Genomic DNA, 21,303 nt, shown 5'->3' on the forward strand with positions numbered 1-21,303 from the left:
CGAAAGAATGCCATTAGCAGCTAGAGTTTCTGACATGCATGTTTGCCCCATGTTGACCCCCGGTGGGACTCCTCATGTAGGTGGTCCAATTTTGCCTGCAGGAGAACCGACTGTTTTGATCGGGGGATTACCAGCTGCTAGGCTTGGGGATTTGGCTACTTGTGCCGGACCACCCGACACAATTATTATGGGCTCTTCCTCAGTAATGATAGGAGGAATGCCAGCTGCCAGAATGGGAGATTCTACTTCCCATGGGGGTGTTATAATAATTGGATGTCCAACAGTAATGATAGGAGGATAATTCAATGGAAAAAATAAACAAGTCTTTTTTAGGTAGTGGTTGGAGCTTTCCTCCTCAGTTTGATAATGATGGAGCGAAAACAAAAATGCTTAGAGATGAAAAAGATATCCAAAGCAGCCTTGAAATACTGCTTTCCACAAAAAGAGGAGAACGGGTGATGCGATCTGATTATGGTTGTGACCTACATGAGCTAGTATTTGAACCTTTGACCACCACCTTCAAAACCTATATCACGGATTTGATAAAGACCTCCATTCTGTACCATGAACCAAGGATTGAGGTAGAAAAAATTGATTTAGACGACACCGGAGAATTAGAGGGAAGAATCCTTATAACTATTTCTTATAAGGTTAGAACCACGAATTCGAGATTCAACTTTGTATTTCCTTTTTACAAAACTGAAGGAAGTGAATTGAAATAAAAAAATATGGCTTGCAATGACAAAAACCCATTGACCCGAGAAGGAGTAGACAGGCTAACCAGAAAGCTACTCGCTCTCCCTCCCACATTCGCCAATGTGGATGATAGGTCTATGGAGGATATTATCCTTTTTGCAAAAAAATATGCTACGTTTCTCAAATTCAAAGATCTAAATAACGAAGATAAGGGGACATGGGAGCCATTGATGAAAATGGATATTTCAGTGGTTTTAGCAGTTCTTTTAGCACTCGACATCATTGAGTTATCTGATTATATCAAACTCCTTCGCAAAAAAATAAAACTTGCCATAAGCTCAGCGGATGATGCTGAAGCAAGCTTGCAATTCAAATTCTTCTACGATTTGATTTTTTCACTAGCCTCATTAATTGATGAGCAATGCCAATTGCTTGGAGACGAATTAGAATACCAGAAAAACATTCAATCAATAATCAGCACAAAATTAAATACCCCTTTTTCTAGATTATCAAATTTCCGAACTGAGCAGATAACCTTGATTTCAACTTCAAATCAAACGGACGCTACGGCTCCAATTATAACCATTGATTCCAATACGCCTCTCTCTTTAGAGTTTTTTGCACTTACCTCACAAGGATTGAATATTACAGTTCCTGATTCAACTGCCAGTGAAAAAATAAGTCATATTATCAATCATAACCTCTTCAATAATCAAGTAACGGTGTTTATCGGAGGGATTTCTTCAGTCCTTTCCAATGCAAAAGATTTACTTGAAACTTCTCTAAATTCTTATTCAAAACATGAGCCTCATTATGGACTTTTTCTTTCTTTTCTAAAGCTATTTAAAGCTGCTCAAGAAAGCCTCAATAATTACAGCAAAAGACATCTGGATTTTTATTATAAAGATGTTTTAAGACTGAAAAATAAAAAACCGATCCCAGATCAAGTTCATTTGACTTTTGAACTACAAAAGCATATCCAACAACATCAACTTAAGGAAGGCACACTTTTTAAAGGAGAAAAAGATATCAATGGCAAAGAAATGAGCTATAGTCTTTTGGAAGATGTAGTTTTCAATCAAGCCGTAGTTAGTGAAATAAAAGCCTTCAAAATCCATAATAAAAACCTACTGGCTTTCCCGGTTGTGAATAGTGCAGATGGGAAAGGAGAAAAGTTTGAAACAGATGATAAAAGCTGGTTCGCCTTTGGGAAACAAAAATCTGAGCCTACCAATGAAGCTGGATTTGCTGTGGCTTCCAATTTACTTTTCCTTAAAGAAGGTGATCGAACGATTACAATTACGGTTCAGTTTACAAAGCCTCTAAAATCAAAATCTGCATTTTCTCCTGTAGGATACCAAAAAATTATCCCGTTTAAAATAAACCTTACAGGTGAGAAAGATTGGATCATTAAAGATGTAGATGCAAAATACACGGAAAAGCAAAAGACACTGGTTTTAGAATTTTCACTGGGAGTAGAAGAACCTCCAATTCTTCCCTACATTGAAAAAACACATAAGAAAAATATTAATACTTCCTTACCCCTACTAATGGCCTCTCTTGACCAAGGGAAAAGCAATATCTGGTATGAGGATTTGATGAATAACCCAATTTCATCTATTAAGCTTTCAGTCGATGTAATCGGGGTAAAAGATTTGGCCCTAAGTAGTGATGGAGGTTCAATTGATGCCTCAAAGCCTTTTAAACCATTTGGAGATTTCCCTAAATTAAATGCAGGTTTTTACATAGGTTCAAGGGAAATTTTTCAAAAAAAATTAGATTCCTTAAAAGTTAATTTTCCCATATCCGACCCCATTACCTGCCAATACCTACATGGAAATATTTGGGAAACCTATCCTAAAATTAAAGAGGGCCAATCCTATTCCATCCAAAAAAATTCAGATGGATATTTATTGAAAACCACCAATATGGGTTTTGGTGCCAATACCTTTTTACAGGCAACTTCCTTTGAGGGGTTCCTCAAATTCCGATTGGATACCTCCAATTATTCCTTGGACAGTTACATGTCCGATGTAAACAAAGCCCTTGACAATGTTAAGATCAATTCTCAACAAGGAAATGTGGTAGTCAAAACTTTAGCAAGTAGATCTGCTCCACCTCCATCTGAAAGTCGAGTTGATCTTGGATCAATTGAAATGGGGATCAAAGATCTGAGTGATATTAATGCAATAAAAGGTTTGAGCACAGTTTCAGGAAATTCTGTTCCAGTACCTGATGAACTGATTTCAGATTCATTTTCTATAGATTATTCCGCCTCTGAGACCATTCCTACTGAAGGGTCAAACTCCAAGCATACCTTCTACCATATAACTCCTTTTGGATATTATCAACCGATCTCAAATGAGAACCTTTCTTTAATTCCACGTTTTGATCAAAAAGGTGAGATGTTAATCGGGATAGCAAAATCAACTTTGCCTACCACTATAAACATCCTATTTCTTCTCGCAGAAGGAAGTTCCAATCCATTAAAAAAAGAAGAGACAGTCAATTGGTCCTATCTAGATGACAATGAGGAATGGCGGAATTTTGAATCCAGTAAAGTCATAGATGGAACAATCAATCTTACCAGGACAGGGATTGTTACTTTAAGCTTTCCTAAAGAATCGGGAAAATCCCATACGGCTTTGACTACCGATTTAATTTGGTTAAAAGTTTCCGTCGCAGATAATACTGACGCAGTCTGCAAAATCATTGATATCAAAGCACAAGCTGCATTAGCCGAATTGGTGCAGATTGAAGCAGATAATATTGAATTTCGAAGTATTCTTCCTGCAGGGACTGTCAGTAAATTACAGCGTTCTGATAGTGCTTTCAAATCTATTAATCAACCTGCCGATTCGGTGGGAGGAAGAGAGCGAGAATCGGACGAAGATCAATACCAACGGGTAAGTGAAAGGCTTCGTCATAAGCAACGGGCTATTACCATGTGGGATTTTGAACATTTGATTTTGGAGGAGTTTCCATCTGTATATCAAGTAAAATGTCTCAACCATACCGGATTTTATGATAAAAACGGGGAACAGATATTCTGTGAAAATTATCCAGGCAATATCACTGTCATCTGTATTCCAGATTTAAAGAACAAAACCAATGTTAATCCTCTTACCCCTTACACTCCTATCGGTACCTTAACAGACATTGGTATTTTCTTAGATAAAATCAAAAATCCCTTTTCGAACCTCCACGTTATGAACCCAAAATTTGAGGAGGTTCAACTTGAATTTGAAGTGCATTTCCATGACAACATGGATGAAGTATTTTATAGAAACCTATTAGACATTGAGATAGAAAAATTTCTATGTCCCTGGGCCTGGGACACAAATCAAAAAATAAGCTTTGGTGGAAAAATCACCAAATCAACCTTAATCAATTATGTTGAAGAAAGGCCATATGTGGATTTTTTAAGTTGCTTCAAACTAAATCATATCATCAGGGACGAAGAAGGAAAAATTTCTAAGGCCTCCTTTGACGTGCAGGAAATCATAGCTACCTCATCCAGATCAGTTTTGGTTTCACATTTTGATGAATCCAATCTCAGTTCGCCAAGACATATCATTCAAGTAATCCAAACCTGTGACTGCTGATGAAAACCTCTGCTACCATACCTAAGAACCCCAATCTTGGCCACTCGCTGGACTATGAAAGATTGCGCAAGGAAGGATTGGAGTATATCGAGTCCCTTTCCAGTGATATTTGGACGGATTACAATTCCCATGATCCGGGTATTACAATTTTGGAAGCCCTCTGCTACGCCATTACCGAGTTAGGATACAGAATTAATTTTGATATTAAGGATCACCTCGCTGAGGCTACTGGCCAAACATTTTTCACAGCCAGAGAAATATTGACTTCAGCCCCTTTTACAATTACTGATTACAGAAAGCTATTGGTAGACATCCCTGGGATCAATAACGCTTGGTTATTTACAGATGGAAACCAAGAAGTTCCTATTTACCTGAATTGCGAGGAGGATCTTCTCCAATACGAAGCGACCAAAGAAAAACTTTCGTTGAAGGGCCTCTATACCGTACTGCTGGACCTATCGGTAGATTTAGAATTGGGAGATATGAATTCAGGAGACATTGTCTTAGATAATGTAGCTTTTCCATTTACTCCAACAGTAACAATGGAAGCAGGAGAATTCCAGATCAAGTTTGAATTCCCTAGCATTAATGAAGTAAATAAAGGGGTTTTAACAAGTGAATTCTCAGGATTCACATTAGAGAAGAAAGCAGGCGTACTTTGGTCCTATACGTATAAAATTGAACTCAGCGATGGGAATGTTATTGACTTACCTTTCAGAGTAAGTATTCCAAAAAATCCCTCAAAAGGAAAAATACTTGATTCTCATGTAGAGTTAATGCTTCAAGACAGTGATTTTGTTGAGCTGATTTTGGATACCTACCTAATTAAATTGTCCAAAGCGGATTTAATAATTAAAAACTGTATTAAAGTTCTTCATGAAAATAGAAATCTATGTGAGGATTTTATAAGCGTGAAACCCATAGATTCAGAAGAAATAGCCTTTTGTTTTGATGTAGAGGTAAGCCCGGAAATTGATATAGAAAAGGTTCAAGCCGAGATTTATTTTACAATAGAAAACTACCTCAATCCTCCTATTCCCTTTTATTCTCTTAGTGATCAGTTAAAAAAAGACATCCCGGTAGAGGAAATTTTTGAAGGTCCCAAACTTGGACATGGGTTTATTGATACTGGGGAGCTAGAAAATGCCCAGTTGAAACAAGTGATCTATGCCTCGGATATCATTAATCTGCTAATGGATTTGGAAGGGGTCAGAGAAATCAAAAATTTCTTGATGACCAAATATGACAAAAATGGAAAACCTGTTCCAGGTCAAATGGGTGTTTCATGGTGTCTTCCAATTTCACCCATGCATAAACCTGTGTTGAGCACAGACTATTCTAAAATTCTATTCTTTAAAGAAGGTTTTCCATTTCTATCCAGATATGAAGAAGTAAGGGATACTGTTCATATTCTCCATGCTCAAAATAATGTAGGAAAACTGATCCCCACTTTTGAGGACCTTCCTGTTCCAAAGGGGAATAAGAGAGACACCCTAAGTTATTGGCCTGTACAATATGACCTCCCCATCGTTTATGGTGTGGGAGAGTTTGGGCTTCCTCCTGAATCTTCCAACCTGAGAGTAGCCCAGCAACAACAATTGAAGGGTTATTTAATGTTTTTTGAACAACTTCTGGCTGACTTTTTTGCCCAACTTACTCATGCTAAAAATCTTTATTCCACAGATGATATTCGTCAGACTTACTTTTCTCAATACCTGGGAACCATCAAGGAAATAGATGGAATTCTTCATCCTGATTTGGAAAAGGCTTTAGCAAATGATTCAGGAGATACTGAAAGTCAGGAACTTTGGCAAAAACTTTATGAAAACAAAAACCAATTTCATGAAAGACGAAATAAATTTCTAGACCACCTCTTAGCACGCTTTGCAGAATCCTTTAATGATTATTCCTTATTGATGTACCGGATAAATCTGGAAAACCTCAGTCTTGAAAAAATTGAACTGGAAGAGTTGATTGATATTAAAATCAGAACTCTTCAATCTTACCCTGAAATCAGTTACGGAAGATCACTTGCATTTAATTATTTCCCTCAAGATGAGGAGTATAACCTAGAAGAAGACAGGCTTTGGGATACAGATAATGTCTCTGGATTGGAAAAAAAAGTTAGTCATCTAACTGGAATTGAAGATTTTACAAGACGATTCCTGTATTGTATCAAAAATGTGGAGATCATCTGTGAAGAAATGGAAGTAGGAGATGAAGTACACTGTGTCCATTCTTTTTCAATAACCTCCAGAAATGGAGTAAAGCTTGTTTCAAAACAGTTTGAGGACAAGTCCGAAGCCGAAATGGTTTTAGAAGAAGTCATGGAATTGGGAATCGATTCGGAAAATTACCATTACACAACTAAACAGGTCAAACTCAAAAAAGGGAATTCAATCATTTTGGCTAGTGAAAAAACTTTTCCCAATGAAGAAGAAGCTGCCAAAGTAATTAAAGAAATCGTGGCAGAGCTCTCTGCCGAATGTGAAGATCCGGAGGGATTTCATTTGATTGAACACATCCTACTAAGGCCCAAAAGCAAAAATTTCAAACTGATGGAAGTCTGTCTTCACGACTGTGACTGTCCTTGTGAGCAAGATATCTATTCTTTCAGAGCCTCGCTGATTTTACCTCATTGGCCTAATCACTTTGACAATATGGCCTATCGAAAGTATTTCGAAAAGAAACTAACTGAAGAAGCTCCGGCACATCTTCAACTAAAAGTTTGCTGGGTGAGCAACGAAAAACTCCGGGAGTTTGAAACAAATTATAAAAGCTGGATCGAAGAACACGCAAGATTCAAAAATGATGGGAAAAACCATTCTACGTATCAGGAGGCCAATGACAGAATGCTGGAAATATTGGCAAAACTCAACTCTGTGTATCCAAAGGCAACACTGCACGATTGTGAAGAAAGTGATGCCGAAAAAAACCCTGTCATGCTGGGTAAAACAATTTTAGGAACTCAAAATTTATAATCATGCAGCCTATACAATCATATCCCGTTTTTGAAGCTGATCAGGTGCTGTCAAATGGTCACTTGAACAACTTATTGAACTACCTTGAACAACAGGAAAGGCTGACCCGAATAAAGCTTCTGGGAAGAGGAATAGTCTGTGGTTTTAAGATTAATTCATCTCCATCTCAAATTACCATCAGTAAAGGGTGCGGAATAACCTCACAAGGATATCTTATCCAACTTTGTGACACCAATTATTCTTTTTATTCAAATTATACTTCTCCAGCACTTCCAAATGATCTTACTTTTTTGACTCAATGCAGCACAGAAGACAGAAACAAAGTTCCATACTACAACCAAAAGGATATTCTCCAGCTAATCCCTTCCGATGATAAGGAAACCGAAGGGAAAAAACCTTTAACCACCCTAAAATTAGAGAATTATGTAATCGTATTATTTTTAGAAGCTGAGCAAATAGATCTCAAAAACTGTGATACACAGGACTGCAATGACAAAGGAAGTAAGATGGAATTTGAACTTAAGACTTTGCTTGTCAACAAAAAATTACTGGAGTCATCCAAAAAGATTGGTTTTAAATCAATACTTCTCAAACGCTATAATGTCCCTGTTGAAGACCTTAAGACATCTGAAGATGTGCTTCAAGGATTTTTAAATATCACCGATGATGTGACGCTGAATAATATGTCAGAAAACTTGGTCAATTGTTGGGAGAGATTTGCCGTTTCTCTTGGTCTTCCGGAGGTAAATCCTTTAAAAGGGCTTAATCTAGTTGAGTTCAAAAAGAAATTCTCGAACAGTACAGGTCAGCAAATTTACCTGCAATACTTTTATGATTTTATTGATGATTTATTCAAGGCCTATCTGGAATTCCGCTCCAAAGTAAGAGAAGCTTATGGAGAATGCTGTCCAGAAGAAATGAGTTTCCCTCTTCACTTAACCTTGGGGGTGGCCAATGAAAGCACCTCTTTAGGAAACGATAATGCTCATAGAAACTATTTTGAATCCTCTCCAATACTGAATGGACAAGTTAAAGTAGTAGAAGAGGCGGCCTCTCTTCTGGAAAAGCTAGTTGCAATGGTGAAAAGTTTTATCGGTGAGAAATTATCTGCAAATGAATCAATTATCATTACCCCCAATTATTTAGGCCCTGAAGCAATTAGTCTTCGATCTATTCCTTATTACTATGATTGGAAAACCATAAATACAAAATGGTATTTCAACCGAAGATATAATGGAAATGAAAGATATAACCTAGGATATCGAGCAGCTAAACAAGTGGATGCTCCTGAACCTGTAAAAAACCCCTTATTATATGATATTGAGCGCTACAATGCCTTTAGGATTGAGGGACACGTTGGTAAAAATTACAGAACAGCCCTAACCGATATCATTCAGCAAAAAAACAAATTCAATCTGCCATTTGATGTTTTAGCTCTCAATGCCATTGACCTTTCCAAAATTTTGAATGGAAAAGAAATCAAATGTCATGTAGAAGATCTGAGTTCTGATTATAGGGTAATGATTACTGGAATAGTCTGCCAACTACAGCAAATCATGGCCTATGTGGGAAATTTAAGACCAAAGAGAACCGTAGAACCCAATATTAATTTGGGAAGTCTCACTATGAAAAGAGACTTCTATATATCAAGAAATTTGGTGGATATGCAAAAAACCATCAAGTCAGATCTATCAAAAAACCAACCATTGAGTATTTCTAATGAAGATATCATTAAAAATCTTGCCTTGAGAGATGTGGAAGAAGGAGAGAAGTTAGCTGATTTTGTTGCCAAAGATGTGAGTTCATTTATAGTAGATCACAAGGCATTTTTTGATTACATCATCAAACAGCCAGATCTTTTATTGATCTTTTTACAGCAATTGGCTGAAATAGTCAAATATCTACTCGCCTATGATTTAGACCAATTCGATGAAGATGCCTACAACAAACTTTGGACTCCCTACTCCAAAACTGTTGCAAGCCTCATTCAGGAGGCAGCCAATTCTGATAACGAAGAAATCAAGCGCTATTTTTCCTCCAGTAATAATGAATTGCTTTTCGAATGCTCAAATGAAAAGTTATTTGCTCTCAAGGAGGAGTATCTCAAGAGAATTGAAGAGTATCATGCCGCCATAAATTTCAGCGAGTATTTCAAAAAGCACCCGGGTCTCGAACACAAAGCGGGAGTGCCAAAAGGAGGAACTTTCATTTTGGTTTATAATGGCGTTTTGGAAAGAGTATTACCTTCTTTTAATGCGAATATTGACAGGGAAATTCTATCTGAACTCTCAATTGCAAGCTCGACTCCCAAGGAACCGACAGCCAATTTATTTGGGTTGAGGGCTTCTGAAAAACCTGAGGAAATTTCTAGATCAAACAACTTACTGGGGATTAAATCGATCAACAAAACAGAGTTTGAGCTAGCCTCAGAATTAATTGGAAGATTAAATCTCGGAGAAGCTGCAAAAAATGTCTTGGAAGCACTCAACCTCAAAGACAAAGAAATAAGAGAACAAGCTTCACCGATTCCCAAAGGAACAGTCATTGCTGATTTTTACCTCCCTTACTTATGCTGCAGCGAATGCCCTCCTATTGCTTATGTCATTCCTGAAGTGGAAGAACCAGAAAATATTGGGCCAATAGCAAATGCTGGTGAGGATCAAACCTTTACCATAGCACCGGATCAACCTCTTTCTTCAACCTTGGACGGTTCGGCCTCCAAAGATGAAGACGGTACAATCAAAGCTTTTGCCTGGAGTCAGGCCAGTGGTCCTCAAGTGACTTTAAAAACTCCTAACAAAGCAAAAACCACTGTAGAATTTAAATCCGCGGGAACCTACGTCTTTGAACTGAAAGTTACCGATGACAAAGGAGCTTCCGCTAAGGATCAGGTTAAAATCACCGTCAATGCTCCCGAGAATGTGGGACCTGTGGCCAATGCAGGGAGGGACCGAAGCTTTACCATTTCACCGGAACAGCCTATTACTGCAACTTTGGACGGTTCTGGGTCCAAAGATGAAGATGGCACTATTCAAGCTTTTGCTTGGAGTAAGGTAAGTGGACCTGAGGTAACTTTAAAAACTCCAAACAGGGCAAAAACCACCGCAGAATTTAAATCAGCAGGCACCTACGTCTTTGAGCTGAAAGTTACCGATGACAAAGGGGCTTCAAGTCAAGACCAGGTTACTTTCAATCTTGTGGCCCCCCAAAATAATCCACCGAGAGCGGAAGCAGGAACTGATATTTCAATAACTATTCCTAACCCTAATAGTCCAGGTTCAGTTACTTTGGATGGTAGCAATTCCGTTGATCCGGAAAACGGACCTCTAACTTTCAAATGGAGTTTTGAAAGGGGTCCTTCCAATCCTACTATTCTAAAGCCAAATCAGGCTAAAACAACTGTCTCTGGTTTACTGGAAGGTGAATATAAATTCGCTCTAAATGTTACTGATAGTGCTGGAAGCAGTAGTAGTGACTCAGTTGCAGTAAAAGTCGGAATATTACCTGTGGAAGAGGATACTAGGACCAAAGTGTGTGGCCCACTTCCTAATATTCTGACAGCATTTAGGACATTCGACAAAACCGAACCTACAGTCAACTTTAGAAAGTTCTTGGAGACATTTAGTTCTTATAATGAGTTGAAAGAATTCTTCATCTCAATGAGTAGAATTTCCACTTCCAATCTGACAAAACAATTAGATTTCTTTTCAACATCCTTTGGAACAAATGGATTGATTCAAAAATTGAGGGATTGGCTTGAAAGCCTTCATACCATCATTCTGGAATTCAAAGACTTTAGACCGTTCGCTTTCCAATTGTATCAAATCATTAGCTCACTCATAAATTATATTGTCTGTATCCAAAAAGAGGATTATGATGTGGCTAAAATCCCGATGTTAAAAGTATTTGACCTCATTGAAGCCCATTCTAGAAGTTGGACTGAAATGCGCGAAAGCGGAGCATTTGGAAGAAGTGATGTACAGGCAATTGCAAAAATAGAGACTGGGTTTACAGCAGCTTCAACTCAAACAAGAGAAAATGGTGAAGGCACTGCCAAACCAAAATACTTAAGAAGAATAAAGACCATTCAAGGAATACTTTGAAATGAACCTGTCTAAAAACCATAAGATCCATACTACTTCTCTTCAAGTGCAATTTGAGGGAATAGAGGAAGGATTGGGTTTACAGGATAAGCTTGCCCTTGTGTTTCATGAAAAGGTAATGCCTGCCCTTGAAAAGGAGTTTGATGTACATGCTGGATCAGACTCCACTTTGGTTTTCGATTCCTTAATTATAGACTGTGGCTATTTATCCAGCGAAAACTGGGAAGAATTATTGCTTCAGAATATCCTGGACCAGATTCGAAAAGAATTAACTTCAAATCTTTCCAATAAACCAACTTTCCGTTCAAAAGAAAACAAGGCAAGCGAGGTTTTTTTCTTTTTTATGGAAAAGGGATATTTCCCCTGGAACAGTCCATTTGCTCATCCGAATGATTTAGAAAATATAATTGTAATAGATCAACAATTCATTGAGAAACTGGAAAAATCTATCAAAAAAACTTCCTTGATAAAGGATAGATTATTTAACTCTTTTTCCCAGAAGTTTATCTCAAAAATTTTTAAATCCCTCGGGGAAGTTTTAAATATTAAGATCTTTTCTCTTTATAAAATCCTCCACAAACGGAGAGTTGAAAATACACAAAAGAAAATACTCTCGGTATTTCTGAATTTGGCAACTAAAAAGAAAGCGCTCTCAAATCATGACCTAATTCAAATCATCATTTCCAATTCAAAAAAAGAAAGTGTCTTAGGTTATGCAGACTTTTTCAGGGATGAATTGATAGAAGACCAAGGCTTTAAAGAAGCATTTTTAAGTATTATTTCAGATTCAGAAAATCCAGATCATGTCCTTTTCATCAAATATTTATTGAAAACCTTACATGAAAGCTCTCCTGATTTATTAAAGACAACCGGTATTCCAATATCAATAATTAAGACCCTCGGGTCTTCGAAAAATTTGTCTAATAGTGCTGAAAGAAGCCTCAAGCTATCAAAAAAATCAAGTGAGAGTTTTCCAAAAAAGGATATTCAATCCGTCAAAGAATTTTCGACGAACACGGACGAGGAAATATTTATTGAAAATGCGGGGCTTGTTCTTTTACATCCTTTTATGGCTGGTTTATTCAGCACTCTTGAGTTGGTAAAAAACCAAAAATTTGAAGATCCTTTGAAACGATATTTGGCTGCAAAAATCCTCCAGTTTTTGGTTTATGGAGAAAATCAATTGCCTGAAAATTATTTCGTGTTGAATAAACTTTTGTGTGGTATAGATTTATTTGAGGTTTTACCATTAGATCAAGAAATCGATACTGAGACTAAAAAAGAATGTGAAAACCTACTCCAGATAGCGATTGGCCACTGGGAAGTTTTGAAAAACACAAGCGTTGATGGGTTGAGGGAAACATTTTTGCAAAGGTCCGGAAAACTTAGCCGAGTGGATAAAGGATGGAAACTGACCGTAGAAAGAAAAACAGTCGATATCCTTATGGACAAACTACCATGGGGGATCGGTCTGATAAAACTTCCATGGATGAGTGAAATGATGTATGTGGATTGGAACTAAACAATAATTTGGCTTTGAAAGACTGTAAAGAAAAAATAAGGCAAAGTAAAGTCCCTCAACGCGGAGAGACATTTTTTCAGGCAAAGCTTTCTGTAAACAGGCCCGGGGATAAATATGAACAGGAGGCAGATGATATGGCTGAGCAGGTAGTAAATGGTATTACTTCCACTTCAACTACCCAAAAGAGTTCTGCTGAAGTCCAGAGAACATGTGCTGCTTGTGAAGAAGAAAAGATTCAAATGAAAAGGAATTCTTTAGGGGGATTTGCGGATCAAGAAGTTGAGAGCGGAATCAAATCTCAATCGGGAAATGGAAAGAAATTAGATTCCGAAACCAGAAACCTGATGGAATCTAGTATTGGTGCAGACTTTGGAAAGGTAAAAATCCATGATGGAGACACTTCCCAAAAATTGAATAAAAAACTGCATGCCAGAGCATTTACCCACCAAAATCACATCTTCTTCAATTCAGGTGAATTCGACCCGGCCTCAAAGCAAGGCAAAAAACTGCTCGCACATGAACTGACTCATGTGGTACAACAAAGCGCTGCTCCAATTAATATGCTCCAGCGAGATGATGATGAGACAAGTACTCCAAGTCCAGAAGAAGAAAGTGAGTTTGAATTTGATTTCGACTTATTACCTCCCTCCATCCAATTTTCATTAGGCCAATGGATGCTGGAAGCAAATACCAGTAGTGCCGCACTCCAATTTACCCAAGGCTTGATGCGAACAAGATTGGGATATAATTATGGAGGTGAACTCACACTAGGGACTAGAACCCCCTCCTGGAGTACTCAATTAGGTTTTAACCCCTCTGACCCTGCATTATCATTTGGCTATTCACAAGATCAATTCAGGTTTGGCGCTAATGCAGACCTGACCGCAGGGGGATTTGGTTTTAATTTAGGTTATGGGTCGAGGCTCTTACCAATGCCTTTTGATTTAGCAGGTCCTATCAATCAAGGATGGGCTGGGGCAAGTGGCGTTTTGGGAGATTTAGGAAGCATGGATGATCCCATTAGTTTTTATCAATCCCATGGAGATAATATAGATGATATTATGGGTGCAGTCAAAGCCCTTCAACCTCTTGCCAATGAAGAGAATCAAGGTTTTGGGGCAGGATTGCGTTTTAGATATAATCCACAATCCGGACTATTGATTCATGCTGGTGTACAATGGATGTTTTAAGAACTTATGGGAATAGAAATTCAACAAGTTGTATCATTTCTTCATACAATTACCTCGAAGAGGCTTGAAAGTTATTTTGAAGGGAAGGCTTTTGCATTTCCAGATTTTAAGCTTTCGGGAAATCTTCCTATTTCCAATTTTATAAAACATTACAACTTGAGTAAAGCAGAGGTAGTGCTTTTTTCTGCTGCTTTAATTCCCCATTTGATCCCGGGTTTTTTTGATAGAATAATTGAAAAATATTTACCCAATGGAGGGGATTTCCCAGAATTCGGAGGTCTAAAGCAAGATCAGCATCGAGGTATGATTCCAACTGGTGAGACAGTCCTATTCATTCTGGCAGGAATCGATATCCAACAACGATTGAATTTCCTATCGCTTTTTAATGAAGGAAAACCTTTGTTCAAACACAAAATTTTATCGCTAACTTCAGTTAAATCCAGTGACCCAAAACTCTCAGGAAAATTGCAGCTGGATCCAGAATATGTAGAGGTTTTTACTACCGGAAAAATCAGTCTTCCAAGTCTAAGCATCAACTTTCCTGCAGAACATTTGCAAACCGAAATGACTTGGAAAGATTTAGTCCTTCCAGATCAGGTTTGGAGCCAAATTAAAGACCTACAGGTTTGGCTGAAACATAAGGAAACGCTTTTAAGAGAATTTGATCTGGGAAGAAAAATCAAACCAGGATACAGGGCTTTATTTTATGGGCCTCCAGGTACAGGAAAGACCTTGACAGCTACACTATTAGGAAAATACACCCAGAAAAATGTATTCCGAATAGATCTGTCTATGATCGTATCCAAATATATCGGTGAAACAGAAAAGAATCTTTCATCCCTTTTTGACAAAGCCGAAAATAAAGACTGGATTCTGTTTTTCGACGAAGCAGATGCCATTTTCGGGAAAAGGACGGGTGTAAGAGATGCACATGACAAGTATGCGAATCAAGAGGTTTCCTATTTATTGCAACGAATAGAGAGTTATAACGGACTCGTTATTCTTGCATCCAATTTTAAAAACAATATCGATACAGCTTTTATCCGACGGTTCAATTCCATTGTCTACTTCCCTGCCCCAAAAGCGGAGGAACGCCTGATGATTTGGGAAAAGACTTTTCCGCAGCAAATCACTTTGGAAGATGATAGTCTCTTGAAGGAGCTCGCTGAACGATTCGAACTGACTGGATCTCATATTTTAAATATTATCCAATATATCTCCTTAGCCTCCTTGGAAAATAAGAATTACAAAGTTTCTCGAGAGATGATGATTAAAAGCATCAAAAGAGAAATGGAAAAAGAAGGAAAGTGATCATCAAGTTTTTATCCTATGAAAGAGTCTCAAAAATTAAAAAATTCAAATTCCTCTCTTTATGGAAAGGTGAATGAATCATTTTTCTCTCCTTCACACGTTCAGCCCAAAATTGAGATCAATAATTCAGAGGATAAATATGAACAAGAGGCAGATGCTGTGGCTGATCAGGTAGTTAATGCCCATGGGATTAAAAATTTTATTTCCCGAAAAGAGAATACTTCGGGGATTCAGACTAAGCAACATGGAGTTTTAAATGGTCAAAATCACATCGTTCCTCCATCTGTTACAAATACCCTTGGAAATGAGGGAAGGCCATTGGAGAAAGGGGTAAGAGATTCAATGGGAATCTCATTTGGTCAAGATTTTAGTAAAGTTCGAATTCATACCGATGCCAATGCAAATAAAAGTGCTGATGAAATTAGTGCGAAAGCTTATACTTTTAAGGGAGACATCGTTTTTGGAAAGAGTCAATACAATCCCCATTCCTTTGATGGGAAAAAGCTATTAGCACATGAATTAACGCATGTAGTTCAGCAAACAAATCAGATTCAAAGAGATCCAAACGAAGAGGCAGAAAAGGCTGAGAAAGAAAAAATTGGAAAACTTAAGGCATCTATAAAAGCTACTTTTTCATTAAAATCCGTAGAGGATGGATCTTCAAATTGGACTTCGAAAGAATTAAGGATCACTAAAGAAGGAATGGAAATGATTCCAAAGAAAGATATCCCTGCATTAAAGGACGTAGTCCTTAAACGGGTTTCTAGTTTAGGAGGGAAAACAGCTGGTCAATTTGGTTCAAAACAATCTGTAAATAATACTACCGTTACCAATGAGTACTTACTTGAAATTGCGGATTTGAATTTCAGCAAAGGCTCTTCGGAAGCCGAGCAAAAACGGTTAGTTCAACACGAAATAGGACATGCTATCGCTAGTCTTCCCAGCAGAAAGGCCAATCTGGCTGCAAATGAAGCCACGGCGAAATACAACGAAAAAGTGGACGAACAAAATGCGAAATCAGACACCTTCAATACCGCCAATGATGAATTTAATGCCGCGGTAATCAACTACAACAATAAACTAAAAGAGTACAACATAGAATCCGATGCTAAGATCAAAAAACAATTGAAGTCTGAAATGGATAACTTGAGAAAAATTGTAGCGCAAAAAAGAAAGGTCCGAACTAAAAAAGAAACTGAATTCAAAAAGGCTGAAAGTGCCACAAAAAAAGCCAAAACAACCTCAAAGAAAAAAGATCTTGATGCCAAAAAACTTACCATTAGCCAAGCGGACCTTGACTCGATTAAGAAAACTACAGCCACCGCTAAAACGGATCATGATACTGCTTTAACAAAAGCCAAAGGAAAAATAACAAATGAGATGACCGATCTCAATGAAGCAAAACAATATGCGAATTCAGTAGAGACTTTGAGCACGAAAATCAGTTCATTTTACACAGAAACCAAGGATCAGAAGAAGCCTGAAAGTGAAGTAGAGATTTTGATTGTTGAGGTCAATAAACTCATTAAGACGAAGGGACAAGCTTTTGGAGCTCTTTCCAAAAAAGATGGAAATCATTCCCTACTGTCTATTTTACCATCATTTGAAAAATATCAGGACACATTTTTTCATGCTGCAAAAGCAAATGCTTTAGCCCATGAAAGATCTGCTCGAGTCCAGAAATTTGTGGCATTCGTACAAAAAAACAATATCCCACCAATTTCTAATTATGCTAGCGAAAACTGGCCACACAAGCCAGAAGAGTTTTATGCCGAGGCATATTCTTTTTGGGTATCAAAAAAATTGAAGAGTATTTCACCAAAACTCCAGAAATGGTTTGATAGCAAGAAATACAAGTATTAGTAGAACTATAATAAGTTTTAAAAGAAATGGAAGCAATAAAAGAAAATAAGAAATCTACCCCCTTCAAGGGACATAAAAGAAATTCTTTTTTTACTCCTGTTCCTGTTCAGGCAAAATTGACAGTCAATAAACCGGGGGATAAATATGAACAAGAAGCAGATGTTGTGGCCGATCAGGTAGTTAACGGTCTTACTACAAATTTTGCAAAACAGGATTTCATTTACTCTAAATCAAACATAAACTCTTCTGAAATTCATTCATACAATCCAAGTAACAGTAATGCTCTAGTCCAGGCAAAATGTGCTGAATGTGAAGCCGAAGAAAAAAATGAACAGGAGGAACAAATACAAAGAAAGCCTGTTCCAGTTTACTCTCTCACTTCCGAAGAAAGCAACCAAAATAAATCAGATTTAATACAAACTAAAGGAAATGATTCCGCAGGAGCGTTTGTATCTAATAACATTTCTAATCAACTCAAAAGCCCTCCAAAACAAGGTAATCCAATCCCTAAATCTACCAAAACTGAAATGGAAAAAGGATTTGGGATGGATTTCAGTCAAGTTAGAATTCATACAGACCAAACGGCAGAAAGTATGAGTAAAAACCTAGGAGCTCAAGCTTTTACCTACGGTTCAAATATTTATTTCAATTCAGGAAAATTCGAACCACAAAGTCAAAATGGTAAGAAACTGCTGGCTCATGAATTGACTCATGTAGTTCAGCAGCGCAAATTAAGTAATTTCAAAATTCAAAGGGCGATAGGTGATGGACATGATTTAAGTTCGCCAAGATTTGCAAGAGACACAGAATTGGAAGAAGTATTTGATGGAAACAAAGTTCTGGAAAGAGGTGAAAGAGGAGGACATGTGAATAAAGTTCAGCATGCCATTCAGGATAAAGGACATTTTCTGATTCGATTTGGAATTGATGGAATTTTTGAAGGTGAGACCGAACAGGGAGTAAGAGCTTATCAACAAGAAAAAGGCGTAACTACTGATCCGGCAGGGAAAGTAGGTACAGCAACTATGGCCGCCTTGGATGCTGATTTTCCCACGGTAGTAGATAATTCCACTACACTATCCCAAAACCCTGCAGATGTGGCATGTATTCAGGAAATACTTTGCCCATGGAATGAAGCCATTATAAACGATTTTAGAACGGGATTGAGAGTGGTAATATTAGTGGATGATCTATTTTGGGCAGATGAAATTTTTCAAGGTGGGTCTTGGCAGCCACATCCAATGCAGGGAGCAGGAGAAACCTCTGGTAATACGATTAGGTTGAATATTTCAGACGATTGTGAAACAGTCGCTCAAACCCTATATCATGAATACCAACACGCACGCTCTCCAAGAAGGCTACGGTCTGAGGCTTGGGCTGATGAGGAAGACTATGCTTATTCCTTAGAAACTAATTGGAGTATTGCCAGGGGACTTACTCCTGATCCCAGTTTAGTAACCACTGATCCTGTTTCAGGAGATACCGTTTTAGACCAAAGCGGTGTAGACGCGCAGGTTTCTACTTATCCAGGAATGGTTGCCAATGAAGAAGTTCTTGCCAAAGTGGGAGCAACTAGAGTAAGAGTACGAAGAGAAAACGGTTCCGTTTACGTGCGCAATGCAGTGAATGGTGATACTGTCCCTGGTCCAAGACGAGTAGTAAATCCTAGAACTATCACACCTTTAAATTGGCCAACTTGTCCATAAAAAATAGAAATGAAAATAACATTGAAAGGGATACCGGTAAGTAAAGTGTATTATTCGGGACAAGAACCCCAAATTACGAATGGGTGTTTTCAACTCACTAATGCTAATGAAAAACCCATAAGCTTCCATATTTTGAAAGTTGAAGTCTCGGATGGGGAAAAAAATCAGACTATCACCAAGTTTCATTTATACAAGCTTCCAGAATATGATGAATTAGCTCAGAAATCAATACCTGTGGGGTCGAAAGCAGATTTAAATTTCGATTTGAGTTTCCCATTTATTTCACAAAAAGGATTCAATAGAGACAATATCCAGATCAACTTGACCATAAAAGTTAACGATGAAATCATTCAATCTTCGTCTCAGGTATTCTTTGAATTAAGAAGACCGAAGAATTAAGCAAAAAAGACCGTAAATGAGTTTCAGATTAATGTAAAAACAAGGAGCATGAACTTTTAAATCTAAATTCCATGAAAGAGCAAAAAAAACTTAAAAAGTCCAATTCATTGCCAATGGAAAAGTTAAAAGTTTCATTTTTTTCACCTTCAAAGGTTCAACCCAAGTTAAAAGTTAATGATCCTAATGATTTTTATGAAAAGGAAGCAGACCTAGTTGCGGATCAAGTTATTTCTGCTCGAGGGAGAAATGATTTAATTTCTCAGAACGGAAACTTTCATAACATACAGGCAAAAGAAACCGATTTAGGAAAATCCCCAAATGACACTATTCCCTCGTCTGTAAAAAATACATTGGATAAAAACGGGGAGCCTTTAGAAAACGGAGTTAAGGAGTCTATGGAGTCTGCTTTTGGTCAAGATTTCAGTAAGGTCAGAATCCATAGTGATGGTACCGCAAATCAAAGTGCAGATGAAATCAACGCCCGGGCATATACTTTTCAAAATAATATTGTTTTTGGGGAGAATCAATATAACCCTAATTCATTCCAAGGAAAAAAACTTCTTGCTCATGAATTGGTACACACCATCCAACAAGGAAATTCAGGTTCAAAAGAAATTCAGAGATCTGTTAAAACTTTTATCGAAGGAGGGATCCGAGGACATGCCAGCCCTAGGTGGGAAAATACAGGAAGAAGTACTTCTGAAGAATTAAATCTGACTCTTTCCAGTGATCGGGCGAATAATGTGGAATACTTATTCCAAGAAATGTTTAGAAGGTACATGGCAGGGCATGGTGAGATTGAATTTGCCATTGAATCCTCCATTTCAGGAGAAAGAGATGAAGGAGTAGTTTCCATACCTGCCGAAGGAGTTGGAGACCGGGTAACATTGGTAGAAGGAGGAGGTGATTTAGAGGCTAATGACCCATCAATGAGACGTGTTGATATTGACATTGTAGTAACTAGACAAGAATCTGGAATAGCCCCATCTATGGAATCAAGAGTCATCCCAGAAGAATGCGAACCCCATGCTACCAATCAATGGGCTATAAAATTGTCACTTTCAGGAGGCGGCGGACATGCAGGATTAGGAGGAGCCTTTGCCATCGGCAAATTAAAAAATAGAAGGACAGGACAAATTGCTGAAGGATCCTTTGTGGGAGGCGGTATTGGAGTAGGGCTTCAAACTCCCGGAGCAGACCCAGGATGGGGAGATTGGACTGATTTTGTTACGGAAGATATCTGTACCTTTGATGACTTTAATAATACGCTCTCGAGGTTGACCACTGCAGGGGCCGGCGCATATGTAGGTTACGGAATGGCCTGGATTTCTTTTCCTATGAGAGGTGCCAATTCCATTTATGTAGGAGGATTCAATGTAGGGGCTGTAGGAATTGACGCAGGTAGCAATGTTGGAAATTGGAATATTCATGGAACACCCCCTGGACCAAGGTGTGTCCCTGAACACGAAGTTCAGCGAGAAGTATTCACCCCTTTCGAATTTGATACTCAAGATGGACTTCGACATACCGTCTATTTTGAAACCGGAAGTTCAGAAATAGATGATGAACAATTCCGATTGTTAGACGCTTTTGTGCAACACATCACTTCCAGGTATACGGAGGATTAAGCAAACGCTATATTTTATTGATTTTTATAACCTCTAAATACCTTTAAGTGAAAAATCTATTTCTCTTTTTTCTACTATTTTCCTACCTAATTTTTTCCTGGGAAAAAGTAGAAAATCAAACTGCCCCAATCCAAGATGAAATCTCGACTTAAGTGTAAAAGGAAAAAACATCTTTGTATATGACCCTAATAATGGAGACGAAAACCTGCTTTCCCCTACTTCTGAAACTGATTTTTTGGACTTGACAACTGGCGATCGAGTGAAATCCCAGCATACAGAAAATCCAGTTGGTATGCTTT

General features: G+C 37.9%; 12 protein-coding genes. All 12 read left to right on the top strand.

Annotation, left to right across the window (positions count from 1 at the left end; genetic code table 11):
- Positions 1 to 7: 7 nt before the first annotated feature.
- The 12 genes from AAGF08_RS00495 (at position 8) to AAGF08_RS00550 (ending at position 21,004) form a co-directional block, all read left to right on the top strand.
- Complete coding sequence (locus AAGF08_RS00495; protein WP_343508919.1) at positions 8 to 301, top strand: PAAR domain-containing protein; 294 nt, start codon at positions 8 to 10, stop codon at positions 299 to 301.
- Between the two features lie 4 nt (positions 302 to 305).
- Complete coding sequence (locus AAGF08_RS00500; protein ID WP_343508920.1) at positions 306 to 722, top strand: GPW/gp25 family protein; 417 nt, start codon at positions 306 to 308, stop codon at positions 720 to 722.
- Positions 723 to 728: 6 nt separating this feature from the next.
- On the top strand, positions 729 to 4,301 hold the full coding sequence (locus AAGF08_RS00505; protein ID WP_343508921.1) for a hypothetical protein: 3,573 nt from the start codon (positions 729 to 731) through the stop codon (positions 4,299 to 4,301).
- A complete protein-coding gene (locus AAGF08_RS00510; RefSeq protein WP_343508922.1) occupies positions 4,301 to 7,282 on the top strand; it encodes a hypothetical protein in 2,982 nt (993 codons plus the stop codon). Before AAGF08_RS00505 ends, AAGF08_RS00510 begins: the two co-directional genes overlap by 1 nt.
- Positions 7,283 to 7,284: 2 nt before the next feature.
- Positions 7,285 to 11,385 carry a PKD domain-containing protein gene (locus AAGF08_RS00515; protein WP_343508923.1) on the top strand — a complete coding sequence of 1,367 codons (4,101 nt, stop codon included), beginning with the start codon at positions 7,285 to 7,287 and terminating at the stop codon, positions 11,383 to 11,385.
- A 1-nt stretch (position 11,386) separates the two neighbouring features.
- Positions 11,387 to 12,907: a contractile injection system tape measure protein gene (locus AAGF08_RS00520; protein WP_343508924.1), complete on the top strand. Its 1,521-nt coding sequence runs from the start codon at positions 11,387 to 11,389 to the stop codon at positions 12,905 to 12,907.
- 14 nt (positions 12,908 to 12,921) lie between these two features.
- Positions 12,922 to 14,097 carry a DUF4157 domain-containing protein gene (locus tag AAGF08_RS00525; RefSeq protein WP_343508925.1) on the top strand — a complete coding sequence of 392 codons (1,176 nt, stop codon included), beginning with the start codon at positions 12,922 to 12,924 and terminating at the stop codon, positions 14,095 to 14,097.
- Between the two features lie 6 nt (positions 14,098 to 14,103).
- Positions 14,104 to 15,408, top strand: coding sequence for an ATP-binding protein (locus tag AAGF08_RS00530; RefSeq protein ID WP_343508926.1), 1,305 nt, complete (start codon positions 14,104 to 14,106; stop codon positions 15,406 to 15,408).
- 18 nt (positions 15,409 to 15,426) lie between these two features.
- Positions 15,427 to 17,271: a DUF4157 domain-containing protein gene (locus tag AAGF08_RS00535; RefSeq protein WP_343508927.1), complete on the top strand. Its 1,845-nt coding sequence runs from the start codon at positions 15,427 to 15,429 to the stop codon at positions 17,269 to 17,271.
- 26 nt (positions 17,272 to 17,297) lie between these two features.
- Entirely contained in the window at positions 17,298 to 18,977 is a 1,680-nt protein-coding gene (locus AAGF08_RS00540; RefSeq protein WP_343508928.1) for a DUF4157 domain-containing protein, read from the top strand.
- A 9-nt stretch (positions 18,978 to 18,986) separates the two neighbouring features.
- On the top strand, positions 18,987 to 19,376 hold the full coding sequence (locus AAGF08_RS00545; RefSeq protein ID WP_343508929.1) for a hypothetical protein: 390 nt from the start codon (positions 18,987 to 18,989) through the stop codon (positions 19,374 to 19,376).
- Positions 19,377 to 19,447: 71 nt separating this feature from the next.
- Complete coding sequence (locus AAGF08_RS00550) at positions 19,448 to 21,004, top strand: DUF4157 domain-containing protein (RefSeq protein WP_343508930.1); 1,557 nt, start codon at positions 19,448 to 19,450, stop codon at positions 21,002 to 21,004.
- Positions 21,005 to 21,303 lie beyond the last annotated feature (299 nt).

The sequence above is a fragment of the Algoriphagus sp. SE2 genome, from assembly GCF_039563885.1.
Lineage (GTDB): Bacteria > Bacteroidota > Bacteroidia > Cytophagales > Cyclobacteriaceae > Algoriphagus.

Bases quoted from the DNA above. Each gene is read 5' to 3' on its own strand.
- AAGF08_RS00540 (WP_343508928.1), top strand. From the start codon at position 17,298: ATGGAAGCAATAAAAGAAAATAAGAAATCTACCCCCTTCAAGGGACAT.
- AAGF08_RS00550 (WP_343508930.1), top strand. From the start codon at position 19,448: ATGAAAGAGCAAAAAAAACTTAAAAAGTCCAATTCATTGCCAATGGAA.
- AAGF08_RS00495 (WP_343508919.1), top strand. From the start codon at position 8: ATGCCATTAGCAGCTAGAGTTTCTGACATGCATGTTTGCCCCATGTTG.
- AAGF08_RS00505 (WP_343508921.1), top strand. From the start codon at position 729: ATGGCTTGCAATGACAAAAACCCATTGACCCGAGAAGGAGTAGACAGG.
- AAGF08_RS00515 (WP_343508923.1), top strand. From the start codon at position 7,285: ATGCAGCCTATACAATCATATCCCGTTTTTGAAGCTGATCAGGTGCTG.
- AAGF08_RS00510 (WP_343508922.1), top strand. From the start codon at position 4,301: ATGAAAACCTCTGCTACCATACCTAAGAACCCCAATCTTGGCCACTCG.
- AAGF08_RS00500 (WP_343508920.1), top strand. From the start codon at position 306: ATGGAAAAAATAAACAAGTCTTTTTTAGGTAGTGGTTGGAGCTTTCCT.
- AAGF08_RS00520 (WP_343508924.1), top strand. From the start codon at position 11,387: ATGAACCTGTCTAAAAACCATAAGATCCATACTACTTCTCTTCAAGTG.
- AAGF08_RS00530 (WP_343508926.1), top strand. From the start codon at position 14,104: ATGGGAATAGAAATTCAACAAGTTGTATCATTTCTTCATACAATTACC.
- AAGF08_RS00545 (WP_343508929.1), top strand. From the start codon at position 18,987: ATGAAAATAACATTGAAAGGGATACCGGTAAGTAAAGTGTATTATTCG.
- AAGF08_RS00535 (WP_343508927.1), top strand. From the start codon at position 15,427: ATGAAAGAGTCTCAAAAATTAAAAAATTCAAATTCCTCTCTTTATGGA.